Here is a 21,234-nt window from a genome sequence, read left to right as displayed (position 1 = left end):
AAAATCGTAAGCGCTCATGTCTAAAAAGAAATTTAGTGGAGAACTCGCACTCTTAATTGCGATTGTTTACAACAGTATTAACTTGAACTTATTAGTACACGGAGGATTTGGGATTTCCACCCTTTCCTCCGTACCCTATGTCTTATCCGTTGCGTTTCCAATTACATCACTTGGGACTTGGACGATTATCATTCAAAGTCTCACACTGCTTGTGATGATGCTGATTACTCGACGTTTTAAGATTGGGTATATTCTCTCCTTCTTTGTTGCAATTCTATTTGGTTACTCTGTTGATCTAACAGCACCATTAATTGCACTCATCCCTACTTCACTTCCGTTCCGCGTATTATGCCTGGGAGTGGGCCTTGTAGGAACCGCTATAGGAGCTGCATTCTTCCTACTCTGCAAGCTTCCTATCCAACCTTTTGATTTATTTGTACGTGAAGTTGTTGACGCCTCCAAGAAGTCAGTACACTTCGTTCGTATGCGTTATGATGGTGTATCCTTGACCATTTCCCTAGTGGTCACACTGTTATTTATCAAACATTTAGATGGAATCGGAATTGGAACCGTCCTTGGGTTCTTATTCACCGGGAAGTTGTCTCAAATCTTTGTAGACTTCCTGACATCACGTTTTGAATTTACGCAATTCACAAAGGTTGGCGCGTTCCTTGAAAAAATATCATAATAAAAAGAGAGCAATGCTCTCTTTTTTTGGTTCTCATCAGAAGTATTTTGCAATTATAAAACCTCCTATCTGATATGATAGGAGGTTTCTTTATCGTTATATTAGTGTTTCATTTGTTTTCTACGATTTAGAATAACTGCAAGTGCTCCTGTTACCACCAGAACCGCACCAATCATCACTAAACCATTATTACCAACTCCAGTTCCCGGAAGATTTCCTTCTTCCTTAGGACCTGTTTCTGGACCTTCTGGAGTCATAGGATCGACTGGATCCACGGGATCAATTGGATCTATCATTGTTCCCACAAGGAAGTTTCCAAGTTCATTAGCTGTAAATTGAATTGTTTGCTCACTAACTTCAAAAGTAATGACATCTTTAAAGTCTTGACCACCCAATACTCTTAACGATTTTGCTTGGCCATCAGTAGGCAATACTACAGTGACTGCTTCATTCAATTCAACATCTACACCATCACGTTGAAGTGAGATTGCATATGTTGTGACATCACTAAGCCCTTCATATGTTCCTGCTTCTTTGGAAACAATGAGTTCTAGACCTTCTTTAACTTGAGGCGTTGCGAATTTTATACGAACACCAGTTGCTGCATCTACAAGTTCAGTCACTGTTTCTGGAACAACTTCTACTTCAGTTAAATTGATTGTCTGAGTCACACCGTTTTTGTTATGTGTATTCACTGTGACTGTTGTTGTATCACCGTTGATGACTGCAGTTGCATCACCACTCGCTACATCGAAGTGACCGTTTACTGTAAAGGAAACGGTTGCTTGTGCCTGCGTCGGATCTTGAATTCCATATGTATTTCCCTTACGCATCATAATGAGTTTGTTATTTGCAGTAACGTCATTTGACGTTACAGCTTCAAAGAATACATATCCTTCTACACCAAGTCCGTCATGAGCTACAGCATGGACATTATCACTATTTTCAAGAATGCGAACCGCATCGTTGTTTGTACGTGTTTGCATTGCTGCGGCATTAACGTTTGGTAAAATGCTGTATGCGTATGAAGATGTTTCACTTCCATCATGGTTGTACATCACAGTTGCATATTGTTTTGTTATTTCTTTATCAGCAGTTCCTGTTGTTTTGTTACGAACATCAGAGTATTTCCCTGTACGGTTTGTAACATCAAAAGATACTGCGTTATCATCATAGAATTTATACGTTACATCACGTTTCGAATCATCCGATGCAACACTAATCCACTCAAGTCCTTCATGAGATCCATTTGATAGGACCCCTTTATTGGAATCGACCTGTAAGGTATCAGTGACATCATACATTCTATTATCGACTGTAGTTTTCATATCACGACCTTCGATATCATGAATGTTTGATCCTAATACAACAATCTCATCATCAAACATGAACCATGATTTGTTTGCTTCCGCATTTTTATAGGTTACAAAATCTGCAGGTAAGCTATCACGATCTTTGTACGATTCCTCATCACCCAATTGCATTCCAGAAACTGCAAGATTATCTAAAGTTGCACTTCCTGAAAACTCATTGGTTCCTAGTGGGAAGTAAACATACTTATTCTGTGTTACAGACCCTGATGTAAATTCAGGTTCATGGAGATAGAAATCAGTGCCATAAAGTTCAGGCATTGTTTTACGCTTTGCATTCACGGTTGTGGTTCCCGGAAGTTTGTAATGATCAACGGTTGCAAAGAAGTCAATGCCATATACATCGGTTTGATCTACACCGCTTTGATAAAGATAGTAAGCACCATCTCCTTGGAACCATGAACGCAAGTTTTCTCCAGACATGTATTCATATTTCGATACACGTGTTGAACTACGTGCTAGTGAGAATGCATAATCGTCACGTAAATGAACGGATTTATCCATCAAGTTAAAAGCGAAATGAGAATTTGCATCGATAGGATTCACACCAATAATTGAACCATCTTGCTTAATATGTTCATAGGCAAAAATATTACTTACCGATACGAAACTATTTGTATTTACTTTAAATTCGGGAATTGTAATTAAATACTTAACATAACTTTGCATCTTAGATTTTGATGCATCATTCATGCCTAATGAGAGCTGAACAAGCGCTTCAACGACACCAGCACCATCTGCATAACCAGTACCTGTTCGGGATACTGCACGTCCTTTAACAATTTCCATCATGTACCCTTCGTACATGACAGGACCAAAGCCACGATAAACCCACTCTTCAACAGTATTCATGAGTGTATCATCTTGCCATTGTGTATTGTTCAAAACAGTTACTAATTGCGCAATACGACCGAGAAGTACTTTTCCATATGATCCTGTATAGGCAACGGTTGAGTGTTGAATAAATGATCCATCTTCATAGAAACCATCAGTAACGCCATGTTGGAGATCATTGGGATCTATAGTATTAAATACCGTCATCATATCTTTAACGGCTTTATCTACACGTTTTACATCACCAGTAATTGCACCTTGGATAATACGGTTAAATGTAATATCTGTAAGGTTCGCTCCGGTATGTTGACGTGCATCGAGATTTACATCACCAATTAGTGATGAACCTAATTGTTCATCGCCACGGATATACGCATCCATCATTGTAATTGAATCGGTAATAAATTCAGGTGCAATTTCATCACGAAGAATAAATAGAATTTTAGTTAAGTTCATCGGCATTCCGATTTCCCAACTATACCAGTTTCCGTAGTATCCATTATCGGTATCTTTTAAATATTTATCATGAATCCATGACAACGTATCTACCAATTCAGCATAGACTTCGGGGTTCTTATAGAGTGTATTTCCTTCAGCTTCTGTACCATAAGCTAAAGCAACTGCATATAAGTTCTTATAGGTTGTTTCTAAGTTTGCTGACAGTTTCGCAACAACGTGCTCAGTCCCACCAGTATTATCTAATTCAACACCTGGATAAACCGCATTCTGCGATTTATCAAAGGATGGACGGTTTGCAGTCCCTTTTTTGATAATATCATTAATTTTATTTTTACTCATTGGATCATTATTGATCGTTGCATTTCCTAAGAGATAAATTTCAAAGTTCTCTACGATCTGATCTAAATCGCCAGTAGATTGTTCCTGTGCTTTCACAGGAATCGGTTGTAGTATGGTGACACCTAAAAGAATTGCGATAAACATCGCCATTAATTTTTTGATTTTCATATTTTACCTGTAACCCTTCCTTAGCGTCCACTAAACCGGTTTACTCATACATTATATGATAACGCTTTCACTTTTGCAAGGTTCTAATCGCAATTTTCATATAACTTATCGCAAGATAGCATAATATTCAGAGCATTTACTTGAATATACAAAAATAGACAACCGAAGTTGTCTATTTTTGTATTATGTTAACGAATAAATTCGCTCATCATTGAATCTTCTTCTTGGACTGCATTTCGTTCTTCACGTTCTTCTTTCAAGCGTGCTGCCAATTCCTTGACGCGCTCTGTAGATTCACGGTAGAGAACTGATCCAGTACCAGCCGGAATTTTCTTACCGATGATAACATTCTCTTTAAGACCCATAAGTGGATCAATTTTCGATTTAATTGCTGCATCTGTAAGAACTTTTGTAGTTTCTTGGAATGAAGCAGCTGATAAGAAGCTTTCTGTTTCAACAGAGGCTTTTGAAATACCGAGAAGGACAGCGCGGTAACGTGCTGGGTTTTTACCTTCCATGAGGATTTCTGTATTGATATCTTGCATCCGTTCAACGTGCATTTGTACACCAGGAGAGATTCCTGTGTCTTGTCCGTCGATAACGATGATTTTACGCATCATTTGGTTAATCATAACCTCGATATGTTTATCTGAGATTTCAATACCACCACTTTGGTAAACTTTCTTAACTTCTTTAAGGATGTATTGTTGAACTGCGAGACGTCCAGCATATTCCATAAGTTTCTTAGGATCAACTGATCCTTCTGTCAATTTATCTCCAGCTTCAACTTCTGAACCAACTTTCAACCATGAACGAGCAGGTTGGTGTGGTAATGTTAAGTGTTCTACTGTACGAGTTTCATTGGTAACAGTAATGACATAACCCAATCCATCTTCGGCTGGATGAATATCTGTAATGTTTCCATGAATTTCTGAGATAACTGCAGGTAACTTCGGTGAACGTGCTTCGAACAATTCTTCAACACGAGGAAGACCTTGAGTAATATCTTCTCCACCTGCAACGGCAACCCCACCGGTATGGAAGGTACGCATTGTAAGTTGAGTTCCTGGTTCCCCAATTGATTGTGCCGCAACGATACCAATTGCTTCTCCAACTTCAACATCTTCACCTGTAGCCATATTACGTCCATAACATTTTACACATGATCCATGTTTAGATTCACATGTAAAGACTGAACGAATACGTACTTGCTTAACTCCAGCATTAACGATGCGTTTTGCAGTTAATTCATCAACAAATTCGTCTTCTTCAATGATTACTTCACGTGTCATTGGATCAACGATTGTTTCTTTAATGTAACGTCCGACAAGACGGTCGTGTAATGACTCAACGACTGAGTTAGATTTACGATCGACAATTTCTTGAACGACATATCCGTTATCTGTGTAGCAATCTTCCTCAACGATGGTAACATCTTGAGCAACATCGACAAGACGACGTGTGAGGTATCCTGATTCAGCAGTTTTAAGCGCTGTATCGGTTAGACCTTTACGCACACCGTGGGTTGAAACGAAGAATTCACTAACGTTCAATCCCTCACGGAATGAAGAATAAATTGGAACCTCAATAATTGATGGTTGATAACCAGCTTTTGATTTAGATTGTGTTGGTTTCCCCATCAGACCACGCATACCAGCAAGCTGCGTAAAGTTCGAAACGTTACCACGAGCTCCTGATGTCGCCATCATGTTGATAGGGTTTTGGCGTGGTAGGTTTTCCATTAACTCAGCACCAACACGGTTTTTGATTCCATCCCACAATGACATGAGTTTACCTTCCCATTCTTGGGCAGTCAAACGTCCACGTTTGTAAAGAACCATAAGGCGTGCAGCTTTCTCTTTACCTTCTTCAACGTATTTTGCTTTATTAGGCGCAACGTTGATATCGCTAAGTGAAACTGTAATACCTGCAATTGTTGAATATTTGAATCCGAGGTCTTTGATGTTATCGAGGATTTCGGATGTTTTGGTTAGTGAGTAACGATCAAAGATTTCTTTGATGATTTTCTCTAAGTCTTTTTTCTTGAAGTCGTTATTCAATGGCATTGCTGCAATGACTTCACGAACATCTTGACCTGGCTGCACAAAGAATTTATCTGGTGTAGCCTTGAAGTTATCTGCTGTAACTTCATTGAGGTATGGGAAGTCACTTGGGAACATTTCATTAAAGATCAGTTTTCCAAGTGTTGTCACTAAGTACAAGTCGTTTTGTTTTGCGCTAAATGTTTTCTTCGATAACGATGACGCACGAACACTAATACGTGTATGGAAGTGAATTACTTCGTTTTCGTATGCTAGGTGTGCTTCTGAAGTATTACGGAATGATTTCCCTTGGTTATCACCGTAACGACGCCATTTCGCAGCTTCCGTTAAGTCGCCACGTGCTTCAAATTTGTCTGCCTTTTCATAGAATTCTTCTGGCGATTGTTCCATGTTAAGGTAGAAGTTTCCAAGAACCATATCTTGTGATGGTGTAACGATAGGTTTTCCATCTTTTGGTCCAAGAATATTGCGTGATCCAAGCATGAGTAATTCTGCCTCAGCTTGTGCCATTTCTGACAACGGAACGTGAACCGCCATTTGGTCACCATCAAAGTCCGCATTAAACGCAGGTGTTACAAGAGGGTGAAGACGAATTGCACGACCTTCGATCATTTTTGGTTTAAAGGCTTGAATACCAAGACGGTGAAGTGTAGGGGCACGGTTCAAGAGAACTGGGTGATGTTGAATAACTTCTTCAACAATATCCCAAACACGAGGGTCTTGACGCTCGATAAGTTTTTCAGCTGCTTTCGCGTTGTTGCTGATTCCACGAACTTTCATTTCGTTGACGACGAATGGTTTAAAGAGTGTAATTGCCATCTCTTTTGGAATACCACATTCGTACATTTTTAAGTCTGGTCCAACAGCAATAACTGAACGACCTGAGAAGTCAACACGTTTTCCAAGCAAGTTAGCACGGAAACGACCTTGTTTCCCTTTAAGACTGTGTGATAGTGATTTTAATGCACGTCCACCAGCACCTGTAACAGGTTTTGAACGACGTCCGTTATCAATAAGTGCATCCACAGCTTCTTGAAGCATACGTTTCTCGTTTTGAACGATAACTTGTGGGGTTCCCATTTCTAAGAGACGTTTTAGACGGTTGTTACGTGTAATTACACGACGGTAAAGGTCGTTAGCATCAGATGCTGCGAAACGGCCACCATCAAGTTGTAACATTGGTCGTAAATCTGGTGGAATGACTGGAAGCTCAGTGAGCACCATCCATTCTGGTTGATTGTTTGAATTTACAAAAGCCTCTACTGTTTCAAGACGGCGAATTAAACGTTTACGTTTATCCCCTTTTGCTGATTCAAGTTGCGCAAGAACATCATTACGTTCTGCTTCTAAGTCCATTTCTTCAAGTAATGTTTTTACCGCTTCAGCACCTGCTTGTGCGACAAAACCATTGTGTCCAAATTCATTAACATAATCGCGGTATTCGCGGTCGTCAATGATTTGTTTGTATTGAAGTGTTGAGTTTTTTGGATCTGTAACAACCCATTTTACAAAGTAAACAACTTCTTCCAATACTTTTGGTGTGATGTTTAATAATAAACTCATACGTGAAGGAATTCCACGTAAGTACCAAATGTGAGCAACTGGAGCTGCTAAAGTAATATGACCCATACGTTCACGACGTACAGCTGATTTTGTTACTTCAACACCACAGCGGTCACAAATTACACCGCGGTAACGTACTTTTTTATATTTTCCACAGTAGCATTCCCAGTCCTTTGTTGGACCGAAAATGCGCTCGCAGAATAAACCGTCACGTTCTGGTTTTTGTGAACGGTAGTTAATTGTTTCAGGTTTCTTAACTTCACCGTGCGACCATTCAAGGATGCGTTCTGGTGAAGCCAAGGCCAATTGGATTGAGGCAAACTCTTTATTACTACTCATCAACATCAGCCTCCTTAAGCTTCTATGCTAAAGTTTTCATCTTCAGCATTTGTTTCGTATTCTGAAATTTCATCTGCTGTATCTTCTACAGGTTCTTCTTCAGGTGCAGTACCGTATTGTGGCGCAATTTTTCCATCCTCAATACGTTCTTCACTTTCGATAATTTCTTCTTGATTCTCATCTAAGAATTTAACATCAAGCGCCAATGCTTGGAGCTCATGTTTAAGCACTCGGAATGATTCTGGCATTCCTGGTTCAGGAATATCTTCACCATTTTGGATTGCGGCATAGGTCTTCGTACGTCCATTGACGTCATCAGACTTGATTGTAAGGATTTCTTGAAGTGTGTTCGCTGCACCATAAGCATAAAGTGCCCAAACTTCCATTTCACCAAATCTTTGTCCACCATTTTGTGCCTTACCACCAAGTGGTTGTTGTGTAACAAGTGAGTATGGACCTGTTGCACGAGCATGTAATTTGTCATCGATCATGTGTGATAGTTTCAACATGTACATTACACCGACTGAAATACGTTCATCATAACGTTCACCAGAACGTCCATCATAAAGTACCATCTTACCGTCAGGTGCGACATTTCCTTCTTCCATAATACGGAAGAGCTCATCTGTTTCGATACCATCGAAGACACTTGTTGCAAATTTAACGCCTAAGTTCTTCGCTGCAATACCTAAGTGTAACTCAAGAATTTGACCAATATTCATACGGCTAGGAACCCCTAATGGGTTAAGCATGATGTCAACTGGTGTTCCATCTTCCATGAACGGCATATCTTCTTCAGGTAAAATACGAGAAATAACCCCTTTATTACCGTGACGACCCGCCATCTTATCTCCTTCAGAGATTTTACGTTTTTGTACAATATATACTTTAACAGCTTCACTCACTCCAGGTGGCAAATCATGTCCATCTTCACGACGGAAGATACGAATGTCTTGAACAATTCCTGATCCACCATGTGGAACTTTTAATGAGTTATCACGAACTTCACGTGATTTCTCACCAAAGATTGCAAGTAATAGTTTTTCTTCAGGTGAAATTTCGCTTTGGCCTTTTGGTGTTACTTTACCGACCAAGATATCGCCTTCTTTTACTTCAGCACCAATCATTACGATTCCACGTGCATCAAGATGACGACTTGCGACTTCACTTACGTTTGGTATATCGCGTGTAATTTCTTCAGGTCCGAGTTTTGTTTCACGGACTTCAATTGTATATTCTTCAATGTGGATTGATGTATAAACATCTTCTTTTACAAGACGCTCACTCATGATGATCGCATCCTCGTAGTTATATCCATTCCATGTCATGAAGGCAACAGTAACGTTTTGTCCTAATGCCAACTCTCCATTTTGCATTGAAGGTCCATCAGCAAGAATATCTCCTGCAAATACTTTTTCACCAATCTTAACGAGTGGTTTTTGGTTAATTGCAGTTCCTTGGTTTGAACGACGGAATTTTTGCATTGTATAGGTGCGAGGTTTTCCTTCTACACTATTAACAATGACTTTGTTTGCGTCAACATATGAAACCATACCATCTGTTTTACAGATAACAGCAGATCCAGAGTCTTTCGCAATACGATGCTCAATACCTGTTCCAACATAAGGTGAATTAGGGATTAAGAGTGGCACCGCCTGACGTTGCATGTTGGCACCCATGAGCGCACGAGACGCATCATCATTTTCGAGGAATGGAATCGCTGCAGTCGCAACCGAAACAATTTGTTTTGGTGAAACGTCAACCAATTCAACAGTCTCACGACGTGCAAGAATGTTTTCTCCTTGGTAACGAACAACAACTTCATCATTTACAAGTTTGCCATCAACGATTTCGTTCGCTTGCGCAATAACATATTCGAATTCATCATCAGCTGATAAGTAAACAACATCTTCTGAGACGTCACCATTTTCCGAAACGATTCGGTATGGTGTTTGGATGAATCCATAACGGTCTAGACGACCATATGATGTTAAGTTAGAGATCAAACCAATGTTTGGTCCTTCAGGTGTTTCAATTGGACAGATACGGCCGTAGTGTGATGTATGAACGTCACGAACTTCGAAACCGGCACGATCACGTGTAAGACCACCCGGCCCTAACGCTGAAATACGACGCTTGTTGGTAAGTTCTGCTAACGGGTTTAATTGGTCCATAAATTGTGACAACTGGGATGAAGAGAAGAACTCTTTTACCATAGCAGTCAATGGACGCACGTTTGTGAGTGTTTTTGGTGTTAAGTTCGCTGAATCTGATGAGATTGACATACGTTCTTTAACAACACGTTCCATACGGCTTAATCCGATGCGGAATTGATTTTGAATTAATTCTCCAACGGTACGAATACGACGGTTTCCTAATTGGTCAATGTCATCTTCGTTTCCTAAACCATCTAAGAAGTTTAAGAAGTATGAGAATGTTGAGTAAACATCAGACGCCACGATTGTTGTTTTATCCAACAATGGGTCCATTCCGACAATTTTAACTTGGTCTTGAAGATCTTCTGATGTCGAAACATACATTTCTTGCATTGCTGCACCAACTAACCAAAGTGTTAGTGGGCCATCACTTAATGATTCTGTGACCAATTTTTCGTTTGTTTTATTTAAACGTGGGTGGTTAACATTTGGTACGAATAGATCAACAACAGGTGTTCCTTTTGCTGACATCAATGTCTCACCAGTTGCCGTTTGAAGACGACCAAATGTGAAGAGACGTTGTCCGTAGTTTAATACTGACCATACGTTATCTGCTGTTACTTGAACAGGTTTTGCTGCAATTCCTGTATAGATTGTAATTTCAAATCCTTTAAGAGTTGCGATATCTTGCTCTGTTAAAACTGTTCCACGATCAAATTCAAAGTTATCTTCGTAGATATCTTTTGCAAGGATACGTCCGACTAGGTTTATATTTTCTGTAACTTCAAATGTATCAACACCTGGAGCTGAGAAAATATTACGAAGTGGGAACACGTTCATGTATCCACCATGGCGTAATACATCACGAACTTTATTGACATCATCACGGTGTGTGATGTGTGTTCCTTTTGCAAAAATTACATTTCCTTGAAGATCTACTAAATCTTCTGTTAGATATGTATCTTTAATACGGTTAAAGATTTCAAGTTTTTTATGAAGTTTGAAACGTCCCGCTTTGTTAAGGTCATAACGACGTGGATCTAAAAACTTCGCGTTCATCAAGTTAATCGCACCATCCGTTGTTGGAATCTCATCTGCACGTTGGTTTTCGTACATTGATCGTAATGAATCCTCGAATGTTACGGTTTTGTCTAATGCTAATGTATTTACAAGTTCAGGATAGTTTCCAAAGTATGCAGTATAAAGTAGTGCATACAATGTTAAGAACTCACGACGTTCACTATCTAACTCTTCCCACTCATCATGAACTGGTAAGTCCAATGTTCGTAAGAATGTTTTGAATGATGAAACATCAAATGTATCTTCACCTTCTTGTAAGTCTAAACTTAGACCAAATGCCTTAAATAGAATTGTAGAAACGATTGTACGTTTACGGTCAACTTTCATGTTTAAAACACGTCCGTTAGCAGCCTTACGATCGTCACTCATAAATTCTAACCATGTACCACGGCTTGGGATAAGTTCTGACATGAATGTTTCACGTCCAGTCTTATCATCTGTTTCGGACTTGAAGTAAGCCCCTGGTGAACGAACGATTTGTGATACGATAACACGCTCTGCACCATTAATGATAAATGTTCCGTTATCTGTCATTAAAGGAAGATCGCCTAAAAAGACCTCTTCTTCTTTTTCGATAACTTCACCTGTTTGTTTGTTAATTATTTCAAGACGCATGACAGCACGTAAAGGCGCGGCATAGTTTGCCTCGCGTGATCGACTCTCTTCTACATCATATTTCGGCTCTCCGAATGAGTAACCAACAAATTTCAGTTTTACATTTTCGTTATAACTTTGAATAGGATAGATTTCATTGAAAACCTCATCGAGACCTTCATTTTTAAACCATTCATACGCTTCCGTTTGAATTTCTACTAAATTTGGCAATTCCAAAGTTCCACTAACTTGTGAGTAGTCACGACGTGTCGCTTTGTTACCAAATTTCTTTACACTATATACTTGGTTTTTTCCCATTTATGCCATCCTTTCCTGTACTTTTACAACAACCAAAAAAACGCGCATAAATCCACTATTATGCAATTTTATATGTTATCACTTCGTGACCCATAAGTCAATCTTTTTTGGCTTGATAGACATAAAAACCTTTGTCCTTTTTTAATAGTTCACAATTACCAAATAATTCGATACATTTTGCCTGCGCACTTTTAGCACCATGAGATTTTCTCATTACAAATATGAATGACCCACCGCGAGTAAGTGATTCGTACGCTGAATCGAATAATTCGTATAATTTTTCTTTTCCAACACGAATTGGGGGATTACTAATGACTGCATCAAACGCTCCCGTCAACCCATCTTGAACGATGTTAATTCCTTTTACATCGTGTCGTTTAAAATTTAAGTTTGCAAGTTCAACTGCACGTGGGTTAACATCAACCCCTGTGATATTGATATCAAAGTACGATGACAAGATAACGCCAATCACACCAATGCCACTTCCTAAATCCGCAACATTTCCCGTTAATTCTTGATTTGTTACGACTTTTAGAAGAACTTCGGTTCCTCGATCAAGACCACTCTTAGAAAACACACCATCATCTGAATGAACGACATATTCAATGTCTAAAAACCGGAAAGGAACTTCTTTCCGGTTTTGCTTTAGATCTGAATTGTCTGTAAAGTAATGACTCACAGATTATCTTCAATCAGTTTTGAATTATTTAACTTCAACAACTGCGCCAGCTTCCATGAGCTTAGCTTTAAGCTCTTCAGCTTCTGCAGGTTTGATGTTTTCTTTGATTGCTGCTGGTGCGCTATCGACTAATGCTTTAGCTTCCATCATTCCAAGACCTGTGATTTCACGAAGTGCTTTGATGACTCCAACTTTTGAACCGCTGATTTCTTTGATGTAAACTGAAACTTCGCTTGGTCCTTCTGCTTCTTCTTCAGCACCTGCTGCTGCAACTGCTACTGGAGCTGCTGCGCTAACTCCGAACTCTTCTTCGATTGCTTTTACTAATTCGTTTAATTCAAGAATTGTCATTTCCTTTAGGGAAGCGATTAATTCTTCTGATGTTAATTTAGCCATTGTAAATTTTCTCCTTCTAATTAAGCTTCAGTTGTTTCTTCAACAACTGCTTCTGTTGCTACTTCTTCTGTAGCTTCTTCAGCTACTGCTTCAGCAGCTGTTTCTTCAACAACAACTCCTTCAGCTTCTGCACGTTGTTCTGCCACTTGTGACACAGCATATGCAAAGCTTCGGATTGGTGATTGGAACATACCAAGTAACATTGAAATCATGCCATCGTGGTTTGGTAATGCTGAAAGTTCTTTAATTTCTTCAGCGTTAACGATGTTTCCGTCAACTACACCAGCCTTGAGGACTAATTTTTTGTTTTTCTTAGCAAATTGTGCAAGTACACGGCTAGGTGCTACTGCATCAGTACCGAACGCTACAGCGTTAGGACCGACTAATTCATCTTTCAAGCCTTCAAATTCTGTACCTTCAACTGCTCGTTGGAATAATTTGTTCTTGTAAACTTTGAACTCAATTCCTTCTTCACGAAGTTGACGACGTAATGTTGTAATTTGTACAACGTCTAATCCGTGATACTCAACAATAATTGATGATGCTGAATTTTTAACCTTATCTTGAATCTCTGCTACAACTGCTTTCTTATTTTCTAAGACTTCGTTACGCAAATGATTCACCTCCATTCGATCTCGCGGAAATCAAATTATAACCAAATAAATAAACCCACATCAAAGACGTAGGTTTAAAAGTTTTTTATACTTTTACCTCGGCAACATGATTAAGCGCTAGGCCGTTGCTGTCTTTGGCATATTTTGATAACACTAGTATTTTACCAACATTTGAGCGAATGTCAATCTTATCGTGACATTTTTTCTAATTATTTCAGGAAAGTATTACATATTTGTTGGTGTGCCGTTTTTTAGAGACTCTTATCAAGCTTTTTGGGGACACATCGGTGTTTTGACTTACAATGACGTTTATTATAGAGCGCGAACGTAAGTTGCCATCGATCGTCCAGATTTAGATGCGTGTAGGATGTCGTGATTTCATGAAAGCATCCCCAAAACTTCGGACCAAAATCTTCACTTGTAATTATGTTGCGCAGGATGAGTGACGCCCACAATGGATTATCGCGATAGTACTGAGACTGTTTATAGTCTTCCGCAACCGCAGATAAATTATGGTGCGTTTGTCTATTGTAGGTTGCTATCGAAAGTTTGGGCGTAAAAGACACGATTTTATATTGATAACCGGCTTGCGTGATTGGTATACCTACCGAACCTGGATTGATAAAGTATTTTCCACGATAATGATAGTTCTGCGCATCATGTGAGTGTCCAAATAGACAGATATCAAAGGTATAGGATTCGATAAGGGCATCAAATGCCTTCTCAATCGATGCATAGTGTTCAAAGCCATCCCCATGGATTACAAGAACACGATAGCCTCCCAATTCTATTTCTTTTATTCGCGCGAGCGTTTTAATGTACTTTCGATTGGCTTGAGTTAAGTTCGCATATGTCCAGGCAATCGGTTTCATATTAATTGGAACACGGTCAAAATCAAATGTTTCAAAAATTCGTTCACGATTCCCAGAGATGAGGATATCTCCATATTCTCTCACCAAATCCAGTACCTCATTATCTTGATAGCCGTCAGTGATATAATCTCCAAGAAATATGTAGCGATCAACATTGCGATTTTCTGCATCACGTAGCGCCCACTTCAATCCGTGCAAATTCGAATGAATATCACTAATTACTGCAACCCTCATAAATAAAGCCTCGTTTCTACTATCTCGATTTTAACACAAACAAAGGAGCTTTCGCTCCTTCCATCAAACACTTATGTTGTTATTCTGCTGTGTTTCTTGCGATTACCGAACTATTGACGAGACAATCGAACAATTCATCGACAAGTAAAAGCTTGTCAGCTTCATCCAGGCTATATAAATCAACACCTAGTTCTTCGTGTGAACTCACGTTGTTAACAACGTGGAATAAATTTCTCTTAATACTCACTGCACAATGCTTTTGATCGATTGCGTCGGGTACCTCTCGAACCAGGGTATCAATCGTTACTTTCAATTCATTTGAAAGACGAATGAGGTTCCTCATATCAGGATTCGAGTTCCCACTTTCCCATTTCGCAACAGCTTGCTGCGAATAGTTTATACGTGAAGCTAATTTATTCTGTGTTAGACGGAGTTCTTTTCTAATTTTTCTTAAATTAAAATGTAACATCTTTCCATCACCGCGTTTCATTATACATGATTTTACGCATTTTAATATGGTTTTTCACAAGTTTATTCATACTTTTCGCAATTTATTTAAAAATTCCAATTTTGAAGTATTTTTTGGTATCATATGGCTAGAGGTAATTGCATGAAAACGATAAATTTTGAAAATAAAGTGATCCATTTTGTTTCTACTGCCCACGTATCGAAAGAATCCGTTGAAGAAGTAAAAATGGTAATTGAAACTACGCAACCCGATGCCGTTTGTATTGAGCTCGATGCCCAACGTGCACACAGCCTACAACATCGTGACGAACAAAAAGATATTGACATTAAACAAGTCATTAAAAATAAAAAAGTCGGGTCGTTTGTAACCAACTTGATTCTATCATCCTATCAGAAGCGAATGGCCGATGACCTTGACACCCAAGTTGGCCAAGAAATGCTTCAGGCGATTGAAAGTGCTCAAGCGATTGGTGCTCGAACACACATGATCGACCGTGATGTCCAAATAACTTTTCAACGCATCTGGCGTAATCTGACATTTTGGAAAAAGCTAAACTTGATTGCCACGTTAATCACCAGTTTCTTCACAGATGATACTGTGGATGGCGCGGATATTGAAGCATTAAAGCAAAGTGACTTACTTTTTGAAGCAGTGCGGGAAATGGATGAACATTTGCCGGATGTCTCATTACGCCTTTTGCACGAACGTAATTACTACATGGCTGAGAAAATTAAAGCCGTTTATGGTGATACATTAGTTGTTGTTATTGGCGCTGCACATACCGAGGGCATTATCGAAGCTTTATATGAAACACATTCGTTAAGCGAACTCAATGTTGTTCCTCCTAAGAAAAAGAATTCTTGGGTTCAATGGCTTGTTCCTGGAATCTTGATTCTACTTGTAACACTGCTTACTTTTAGAAACCCTCAAGTAGGGCTACAGCAATTTCTTGTTTGGATGGGTCTTAGTGCTGGACTTGCAACACTGGGGGCTATCATTGCTGGTGCGCACCCACTTACCATCCTTACAACGCTAGTTACTGCACCAATCGGAACATTAAGCCCATTTCTTGCAGTCGGGATTTTTGCAGGTCTCATGGAGGCCTATCAACGGCCACCGACCACCAAAGATTTTGACGCATTGTCAGATGACATCACAAAGCCAAAACGTTGGTTTCAAAATAAGGTCTTACGTATTTTACTTGTACTGTTACTCACCAACTTGCTCAGTTCAATCGGAACGTTTATTGCTGGTGGGAATATCATTAAAACCCTCTTCAACTTTTAGCCTCTTCAAAGAGGCTTTTAATTTATCTCTGTTTGAATATAACGTATAATTACATGTAGGAGGATCACACATGAAAAACTATACATTAACAAATGGCGTTGAAATACCTGCAATTGGTTTTGGAACCTGGCAAACCCCCGACGGTGACGTTGCTAAAGCGTCCGTTCTCAAAGCACTGGATGTCGGATATCGTCACATCGATACCGCAACAATATATGGTAATGAACAAAGTGTTGGTGATGCACTTGTAGAAAGTGGCATTGATCGCAAGGACCTCTTTATTACTACAAAATTGTGGAATGATATGCGTCATTATGATGAAGTAATGAGAGCAATTGACGCATCTTTAGAGAAATTACAAATCGATGTCATTGATTTGTATTTGGTCCACTGGCCAAATCCTGTTGCGTATCGCGATGACTGGAAGGGTATCAATAGCGAAACATGGCATGCGATTGAAGATGCTTATGAGCAAGGCAAACTTCGTGCGATTGGCGTTTCAAATTTCCACCAACATCATCTTGAAGCATTGTACGAAACTGCACGCATCAAACCCATGGTTAATCAAATTTACTTAAATCCGAGTGACATGCAAGCAGATTTGGTAGCGTATAATACAGATCATGGCATGCTTACGGAAGCGTACAGTCCTTTGGGAACCGGTAATCTTTTCGAAGTTCCGGAGCTCATTGCGATCGCTGCACAGTATAACCGTACTGTTGCACAGGTTACACTCCGTTGGTCTTTACAGCATGGTTTCTTGCCGTTACCGAAATCGGTAACACCGTCACGAATTGAAGAAAACTTCCAGATCCATGATTTTGAACTTTCTGACGAAGATATGGCACGCATTGATGCGTTACATGGTGTTGCAGGAACTGCGCCCGACCCCGATACTAAAAATTACTAATTTCGTTGCGAATTCAAAAAATCAACACTTAGCCAAATAGGCTTGTTGATAACTTTGGATTCGCTTTTTATGTCATAACTTGCAAGAATTGCAAGTCTTGCCTTATACTTTAATGGCTTAATTTTATTCAACCACTACACTTTTCAAGTTGAATAAACTAGAAAGGGTGATTTTATGATGTATCCCGAACCCGATCACAACTCTGATTCAATAATAAAAAGTGCACTACTGGTTAATGACAGTGTTGTTATTCTCCAGTTCACAACGACCGCAGGTTTTACCACTGACAATATTTTAGAGAAGCTTATGCTTACAAACAAATCCATGCAATTCAAACCTGTCGATGTTCAAATCGAATATGATCAACATACTGTGTATTTGATCGGCGATTATGATGTTAATTATCCAACACATGTTTCCCTTGGTGGCGCGACATATCCCGTTATCATGGCATGGCAGCTCAAAGATGAACTTTATCAATATGATGGACCTTTGGGGGCTTTGTTGTATCCTGACGGAACCGCAGATTTTTACTTGTGGGCACCAAGCGCAGAAATGGTAACGCTTGTTCTTTATGATAAAGATAATCCAGAGCTTGTCTTTGGACGTTTTGCGATGGATAGAAGAACACATGGGGTATGGCATGGTCTTCTTAATAGGGAAAATACATCACTCACCTCAGTTCGCGGGTTCTTTTATCAGTTTGAAATCCTTCGTGATGGTCAAACTTATCTCACTCTAGATCCTTATGCTCAGTCCATGTCGGCATGGACAAGCGATACCGGTTCTACAATTGGTAAAGCTGCTATTGTAAATGCGCAACAGCTAGGTCCAGAGCTTGATTTTGCATCCATTCAAGGGTATGAAACACGAGAGGATGCCATCATTTATGAGATCCATGTTCGTGACTTTACTTCAGACCCCGATATTTCGGAAACGCTTCAAGCTGAGTTTGGAACTTTCGCAGCTTTTATTGAAAAACTTGATTATATTAAAAATTTAGGGGTAACCCACATCCAACTTCTGCCTGTCATGAGTTACTACTTCATTGATGAACTCAACCGTGATCGTATTCTTAACTATACGTCCGCCAACAACAATTATAATTGGGGGTATGATCCACATAGTTATTTCTCACTAACCGGAATGTACTCTCAAGACCCACGCAACCCCGAGCTGCGCATCATCGAATTCAAGAATCTTATTCAAGAAATTCACAATCGTGGCATGGGTGTTACCATGGATGTTGTCTACAACCATACGGCACAAATACACATCCTCGAAGACATTGAACCCAATTACTATCATTTTATGAATCTTGATGCATCACCTCGTGAGAGTTTTGGTGGTGGCCGTCTTGGAACGACTCACGCAATGAGCCGACGCCTCTTAATCGATTCAATTTGTTATTTTACAGAAGTATTTAAAATTGATGGGTTCCGATTCGATATGATGGGTGACCATGATGCCACCACAATCCAAAATGCCTTTGACGCAGCAAAAGCCATCAATCCCAATATTTTAATGATTGGTGAAGGTTGGCTTTCCTACGCAGGTGATGAAGGCATTCGCATTGATCACGCCGCTGATCAGCAGTGGATGCAATATACTCAAGCCGCCGGTTCATTTTCCGATGAGATGCGCAATGAATTAAAGTCAGGTTATGGGAGCGAAGGACAACCACGTTTCCTCACAGGTGGTGCGCGAAGCATTCATACTATTTATGATAATATCATCGCAAACCCAAGTAACTTTTACGCCGATGATCCCGGGGATGTTGTTAATTATATTGCAGCACATGATAATCTCACGCTACACGATGTTCTCGCACAATCCATTCGTAAGGATCCTAAATTTTTCGAGACGGAGATTTTACAACGCCAACGGCTTGGTAACTTGATCATCCTCACATCACAAGGCACAGCGTTCCTGCATGGCGGGCAAGAATACGGACGTACCAAACAAATTCTGGATGACATTAACGCACTTCCTTACAAATCAACAATGATGCGTAATGAGGATGGAACACCCTTCACAAATCCATATTTTGTCCACGACTCCTATCAGGCTAGTGACTTAATAAACCGCTTTGAGTGGCGCAAGGTAACAGACTTTGTGAATTATCCCGAACACGTAAAAACGATGAACTATACTGCAGGGCTAATTGCTTTACGTCGTAGCACACACGCATTTACACATCCAACACGTCAAGCGATTCACGATAATGTACGACTGATTAATTCCTGTTGTATTGGTCCAAACGACCTCACAATTGCATACGCTTCGTATGACCCAAGATGTCAATGCGAATATCTTGTCGTTGTGAATGCCGATAATCTCGAGCGATATATAGATTTATCAGGTTATGCGCGAAATCTTTCCGAAGGCGTCATCATTGCTGATCGATCGAACGTTAATCTTAATGGCTTGAACTTTTTTGATGGGGTCATGATTAAAGGCCAAACCCTTATTCTTGATCCACTCACAGCTACAATTATTCGTTTCCATGATTAACAAAAAAAGTAAGTGTCTTCTGACACTTACTTTTTTAGTGTTGTATTGTGGGCGTTTCTTTAGCCATTGCAATAATCACAAAGGCGATCAAGAATAACAGACCCGAAACTACAAAACTTAAAATTGGATTAATCGTATAGACAACACTCGTTACAAGCGCCCCAAAGATTTTCCCAAACATCATCAAAGCATTATACAAGCCTGCTAATTGATTTCCTTCGGTTGCATTTTGTTTCTTCGATAAAACTGCATTCTGCAGTGCTGGAATCATGACTGTATAGGCCCCGAACCATAGTAATGAAACACCAACAAATCCTGATTCTGTTGGTAACCACGCTACAATCGCAGCTAGCGTCGCCATCCCAATGAAGAGATTGCGTAAGAACACGCGACCAAAAACTTGTTTCCGTCGGATTAAAATAATATTGAGGACCACCGCAAACAATCCCGTAATAAATTTGATAATCCCGTTTTGACTTGGTGCAAAATTAAAAATATCTTTTATATAATAATTAAAACTTTGATCAAACAATGTTGATCCAATCGATGTAATAAAAACCGTGACCAATAGTGGAATCATAAAACCAATCATTAAGTGTTTGGAGTTATTGACAATCTTGATTGGATTCGATTCTTTGAGGACATTACGAGTATCAATTTTACGTTCCTCAAACACTTCTGTCGGCACAAGAATAATGTAAACAAGAATCCCCAAAATTATATGCATAGCTGCTTGAATCATAAATGTCATTCGAACATCAACATCTCCCAAGAATCCACCGATAAAGAATCCAAGTGCTGCACCAACACTTACAATAACGGATGATATCGTTATATAGTGAGCCTGTTCCTCAACCTTTGCATTGTTGACAATATAGCTCATAAACCCGACTTGGAACCCTCCAGCAAAGACGCCACTAATCAACCGCGCAATATAAATTTCAACTTCGGTATGCGCAATACCAAAGAGGATTTGCGCTAACGCGTAACCAATTGATGAAATCGCCAGTATTTTAGACTTCTTCATACTATGAGCCATATTCGACCATATCAGCGCAAAAATAAAGTTGGTCGTACACATCGCTGCAAACGAAACACCAAATACATGTGGGGGTAGGTTTAAATCTTTTAGCAAGGATGGTGTGACGGGGTGTGCTAAGTTCATTCCCACCGTTAGTATTAAGTTTAAGACAATAAATATTGTCATTTTATGTTTTTCAATAAATCCGCGCATAAGCCCTCCATAATTAAAAGTAGGCAATTGCCTACTTTAGTTTAGATGTTTTTA

General features: G+C 39.5%; 13 protein-coding genes and 1 other annotated feature. Of the genes, 4 read left to right on the top strand and 9 right to left on the bottom strand.

Annotated features, from left to right (window positions below; translation table 11 throughout):
- Window positions 1-16: 16 nt before the first annotated feature.
- Window positions 17-688, top strand: coding sequence for a DUF6198 family protein (locus tag GVV19_RS08520; RefSeq protein WP_159634324.1), 672 nt, complete (start codon window positions 17-19; stop codon window positions 686-688).
- Between the two features lie 101 nt (window positions 689-789).
- Here the strand turns inward: GVV19_RS08520 and GVV19_RS08515 are convergent, their stop codons facing one another.
- From GVV19_RS08515 to GVV19_RS08480, 8 genes are all read right to left on the bottom strand, one after another.
- Window positions 790-3,858, bottom strand: coding sequence for a polysaccharide lyase family 8 super-sandwich domain-containing protein (locus tag GVV19_RS08515; protein ID WP_159647049.1), 3,069 nt, complete (start codon window positions 3,856-3,858; stop codon window positions 790-792).
- 188 nt (window positions 3,859-4,046) lie between these two features.
- A complete protein-coding gene (rpoC, locus tag GVV19_RS08510; RefSeq protein ID WP_159634330.1) occupies window positions 4,047-7,823 on the bottom strand; it encodes a DNA-directed RNA polymerase subunit beta' in 3,777 nt (1,258 codons plus the stop codon).
- 14 nt (window positions 7,824-7,837) lie between these two features.
- Window positions 7,838-11,971 carry a DNA-directed RNA polymerase subunit beta gene (gene rpoB / locus GVV19_RS08505; protein ID WP_159639704.1) on the bottom strand — a complete coding sequence of 1,378 codons (4,134 nt, stop codon included), beginning with the start codon at window positions 11,969-11,971 and terminating at the stop codon, window positions 7,838-7,840.
- Between the two features lie 97 nt (window positions 11,972-12,068).
- Window positions 12,069-12,650, bottom strand: a complete 582-nt coding sequence (locus GVV19_RS08500; RefSeq protein WP_159634336.1) for a class I SAM-dependent methyltransferase — start codon at window positions 12,648-12,650, stop codon at window positions 12,069-12,071.
- A 24-nt stretch (window positions 12,651-12,674) separates the two neighbouring features.
- Entirely contained in the window at window positions 12,675-13,046 is a 372-nt protein-coding gene (gene rplL, locus GVV19_RS08495; protein ID WP_159634339.1) for a 50S ribosomal protein L7/L12, read from the bottom strand.
- A gap of 20 nt (window positions 13,047-13,066) precedes the next feature.
- Window positions 13,067-13,660: a 50S ribosomal protein L10 gene (rplJ, locus tag GVV19_RS08490; RefSeq protein WP_159634342.1), complete on the bottom strand. Its 594-nt coding sequence runs from the start codon at window positions 13,658-13,660 to the stop codon at window positions 13,067-13,069.
- Window positions 13,661-13,697: 37 nt separating this feature from the next.
- Window positions 13,698-13,816, bottom strand: a sequence feature (ribosomal protein L10 leader region).
- A gap of 95 nt (window positions 13,817-13,911) precedes the next feature.
- Window positions 13,912-14,766: a metallophosphoesterase family protein gene (locus GVV19_RS08485; RefSeq protein ID WP_159647047.1), complete on the bottom strand. Its 855-nt coding sequence runs from the start codon at window positions 14,764-14,766 to the stop codon at window positions 13,912-13,914.
- 79 nt (window positions 14,767-14,845) lie between these two features.
- Window positions 14,846-15,235, bottom strand: coding sequence for a helix-turn-helix domain-containing protein (locus GVV19_RS08480; RefSeq protein ID WP_159634350.1), 390 nt, complete (start codon window positions 15,233-15,235; stop codon window positions 14,846-14,848).
- Between the two features lie 141 nt (window positions 15,236-15,376).
- On the opposite strand from GVV19_RS08480, the gene GVV19_RS08475 reads away from it, so the two are divergent.
- The 3 genes from GVV19_RS08475 to GVV19_RS08465 all read left to right on the top strand — a co-directional run bounded on the left by GVV19_RS08475 (window position 15,377) and on the right by GVV19_RS08465 (window position 19,946).
- Window positions 15,377-16,522 (top strand): TraB/GumN family protein, encoded by a 1,146-nt coding sequence (locus GVV19_RS08475; protein ID WP_159647045.1) that lies wholly within the window; start codon window positions 15,377-15,379, stop codon window positions 16,520-16,522.
- A gap of 70 nt (window positions 16,523-16,592) precedes the next feature.
- Window positions 16,593-17,432 (top strand): aldo/keto reductase, encoded by an 840-nt coding sequence (locus GVV19_RS08470; protein ID WP_159647043.1) that lies wholly within the window; start codon window positions 16,593-16,595, stop codon window positions 17,430-17,432.
- Window positions 17,433-17,606: 174 nt separating this feature from the next.
- Window positions 17,607-19,946 carry a pullulanase gene (locus GVV19_RS08465; protein WP_159647041.1) on the top strand — a complete coding sequence of 780 codons (2,340 nt, stop codon included), beginning with the start codon at window positions 17,607-17,609 and terminating at the stop codon, window positions 19,944-19,946.
- Window positions 19,947-19,980: 34 nt separating this feature from the next.
- Here the strand turns inward: GVV19_RS08465 and GVV19_RS08460 are convergent, their stop codons facing one another.
- A complete protein-coding gene (locus tag GVV19_RS08460) occupies window positions 19,981-21,180 on the bottom strand; it encodes an MFS transporter (RefSeq protein WP_159647039.1) in 1,200 nt (399 codons plus the stop codon).
- Window positions 21,181-21,234: the final 54 nt, after the last annotated feature.

This window comes from Erysipelothrix anatis (assembly GCF_009828745.1).
GTDB lineage: Bacteria > Bacillota_I > Bacilli_A > Erysipelotrichales > Erysipelotrichaceae > Erysipelothrix > Erysipelothrix anatis.
This window is presented reverse-complemented; position numbering and strand designations above follow the sequence as displayed.

Coding starts and splice junctions, on each gene's coding strand:
- GVV19_RS08520 (WP_159634324.1), top strand. CDS start 17: ATGTCTAAAAAGAAATTTAGTGGAGAACTCGCACTCTTAATTGCGATT.
- GVV19_RS08515 (WP_159647049.1), bottom strand. CDS start 3,858: ATGAAAATCAAAAAATTAATGGCGATGTTTATCGCAATTCTTTTAGGT.
- rpoC (WP_159634330.1), bottom strand. CDS start 7,823: ATGAGTAGTAATAAAGAGTTTGCCTCAATCCAATTGGCCTTGGCTTCA.
- rpoB (WP_159639704.1), bottom strand. CDS start 11,971: ATGGGAAAAAACCAAGTATATAGTGTAAAGAAATTTGGTAACAAAGCG.
- rplL (WP_159634339.1), bottom strand. CDS start 13,046: ATGGCTAAATTAACATCAGAAGAATTAATCGCTTCCCTAAAGGAAATG.
- GVV19_RS08485 (WP_159647047.1), bottom strand. CDS start 14,766: ATGAGGGTTGCAGTAATTAGTGATATTCATTCGAATTTGCACGGATTG.
- GVV19_RS08480 (WP_159634350.1), bottom strand. CDS start 15,235: ATGTTACATTTTAATTTAAGAAAAATTAGAAAAGAACTCCGTCTAACA.
- GVV19_RS08475 (WP_159647045.1), top strand. CDS start 15,377: ATGAAAACGATAAATTTTGAAAATAAAGTGATCCATTTTGTTTCTACT.
- GVV19_RS08470 (WP_159647043.1), top strand. CDS start 16,593: ATGAAAAACTATACATTAACAAATGGCGTTGAAATACCTGCAATTGGT.
- GVV19_RS08465 (WP_159647041.1), top strand. CDS start 17,607: ATGATGTATCCCGAACCCGATCACAACTCTGATTCAATAATAAAAAGT.
- GVV19_RS08460 (WP_159647039.1), bottom strand. CDS start 21,180: ATGCGCGGATTTATTGAAAAACATAAAATGACAATATTTATTGTCTTA.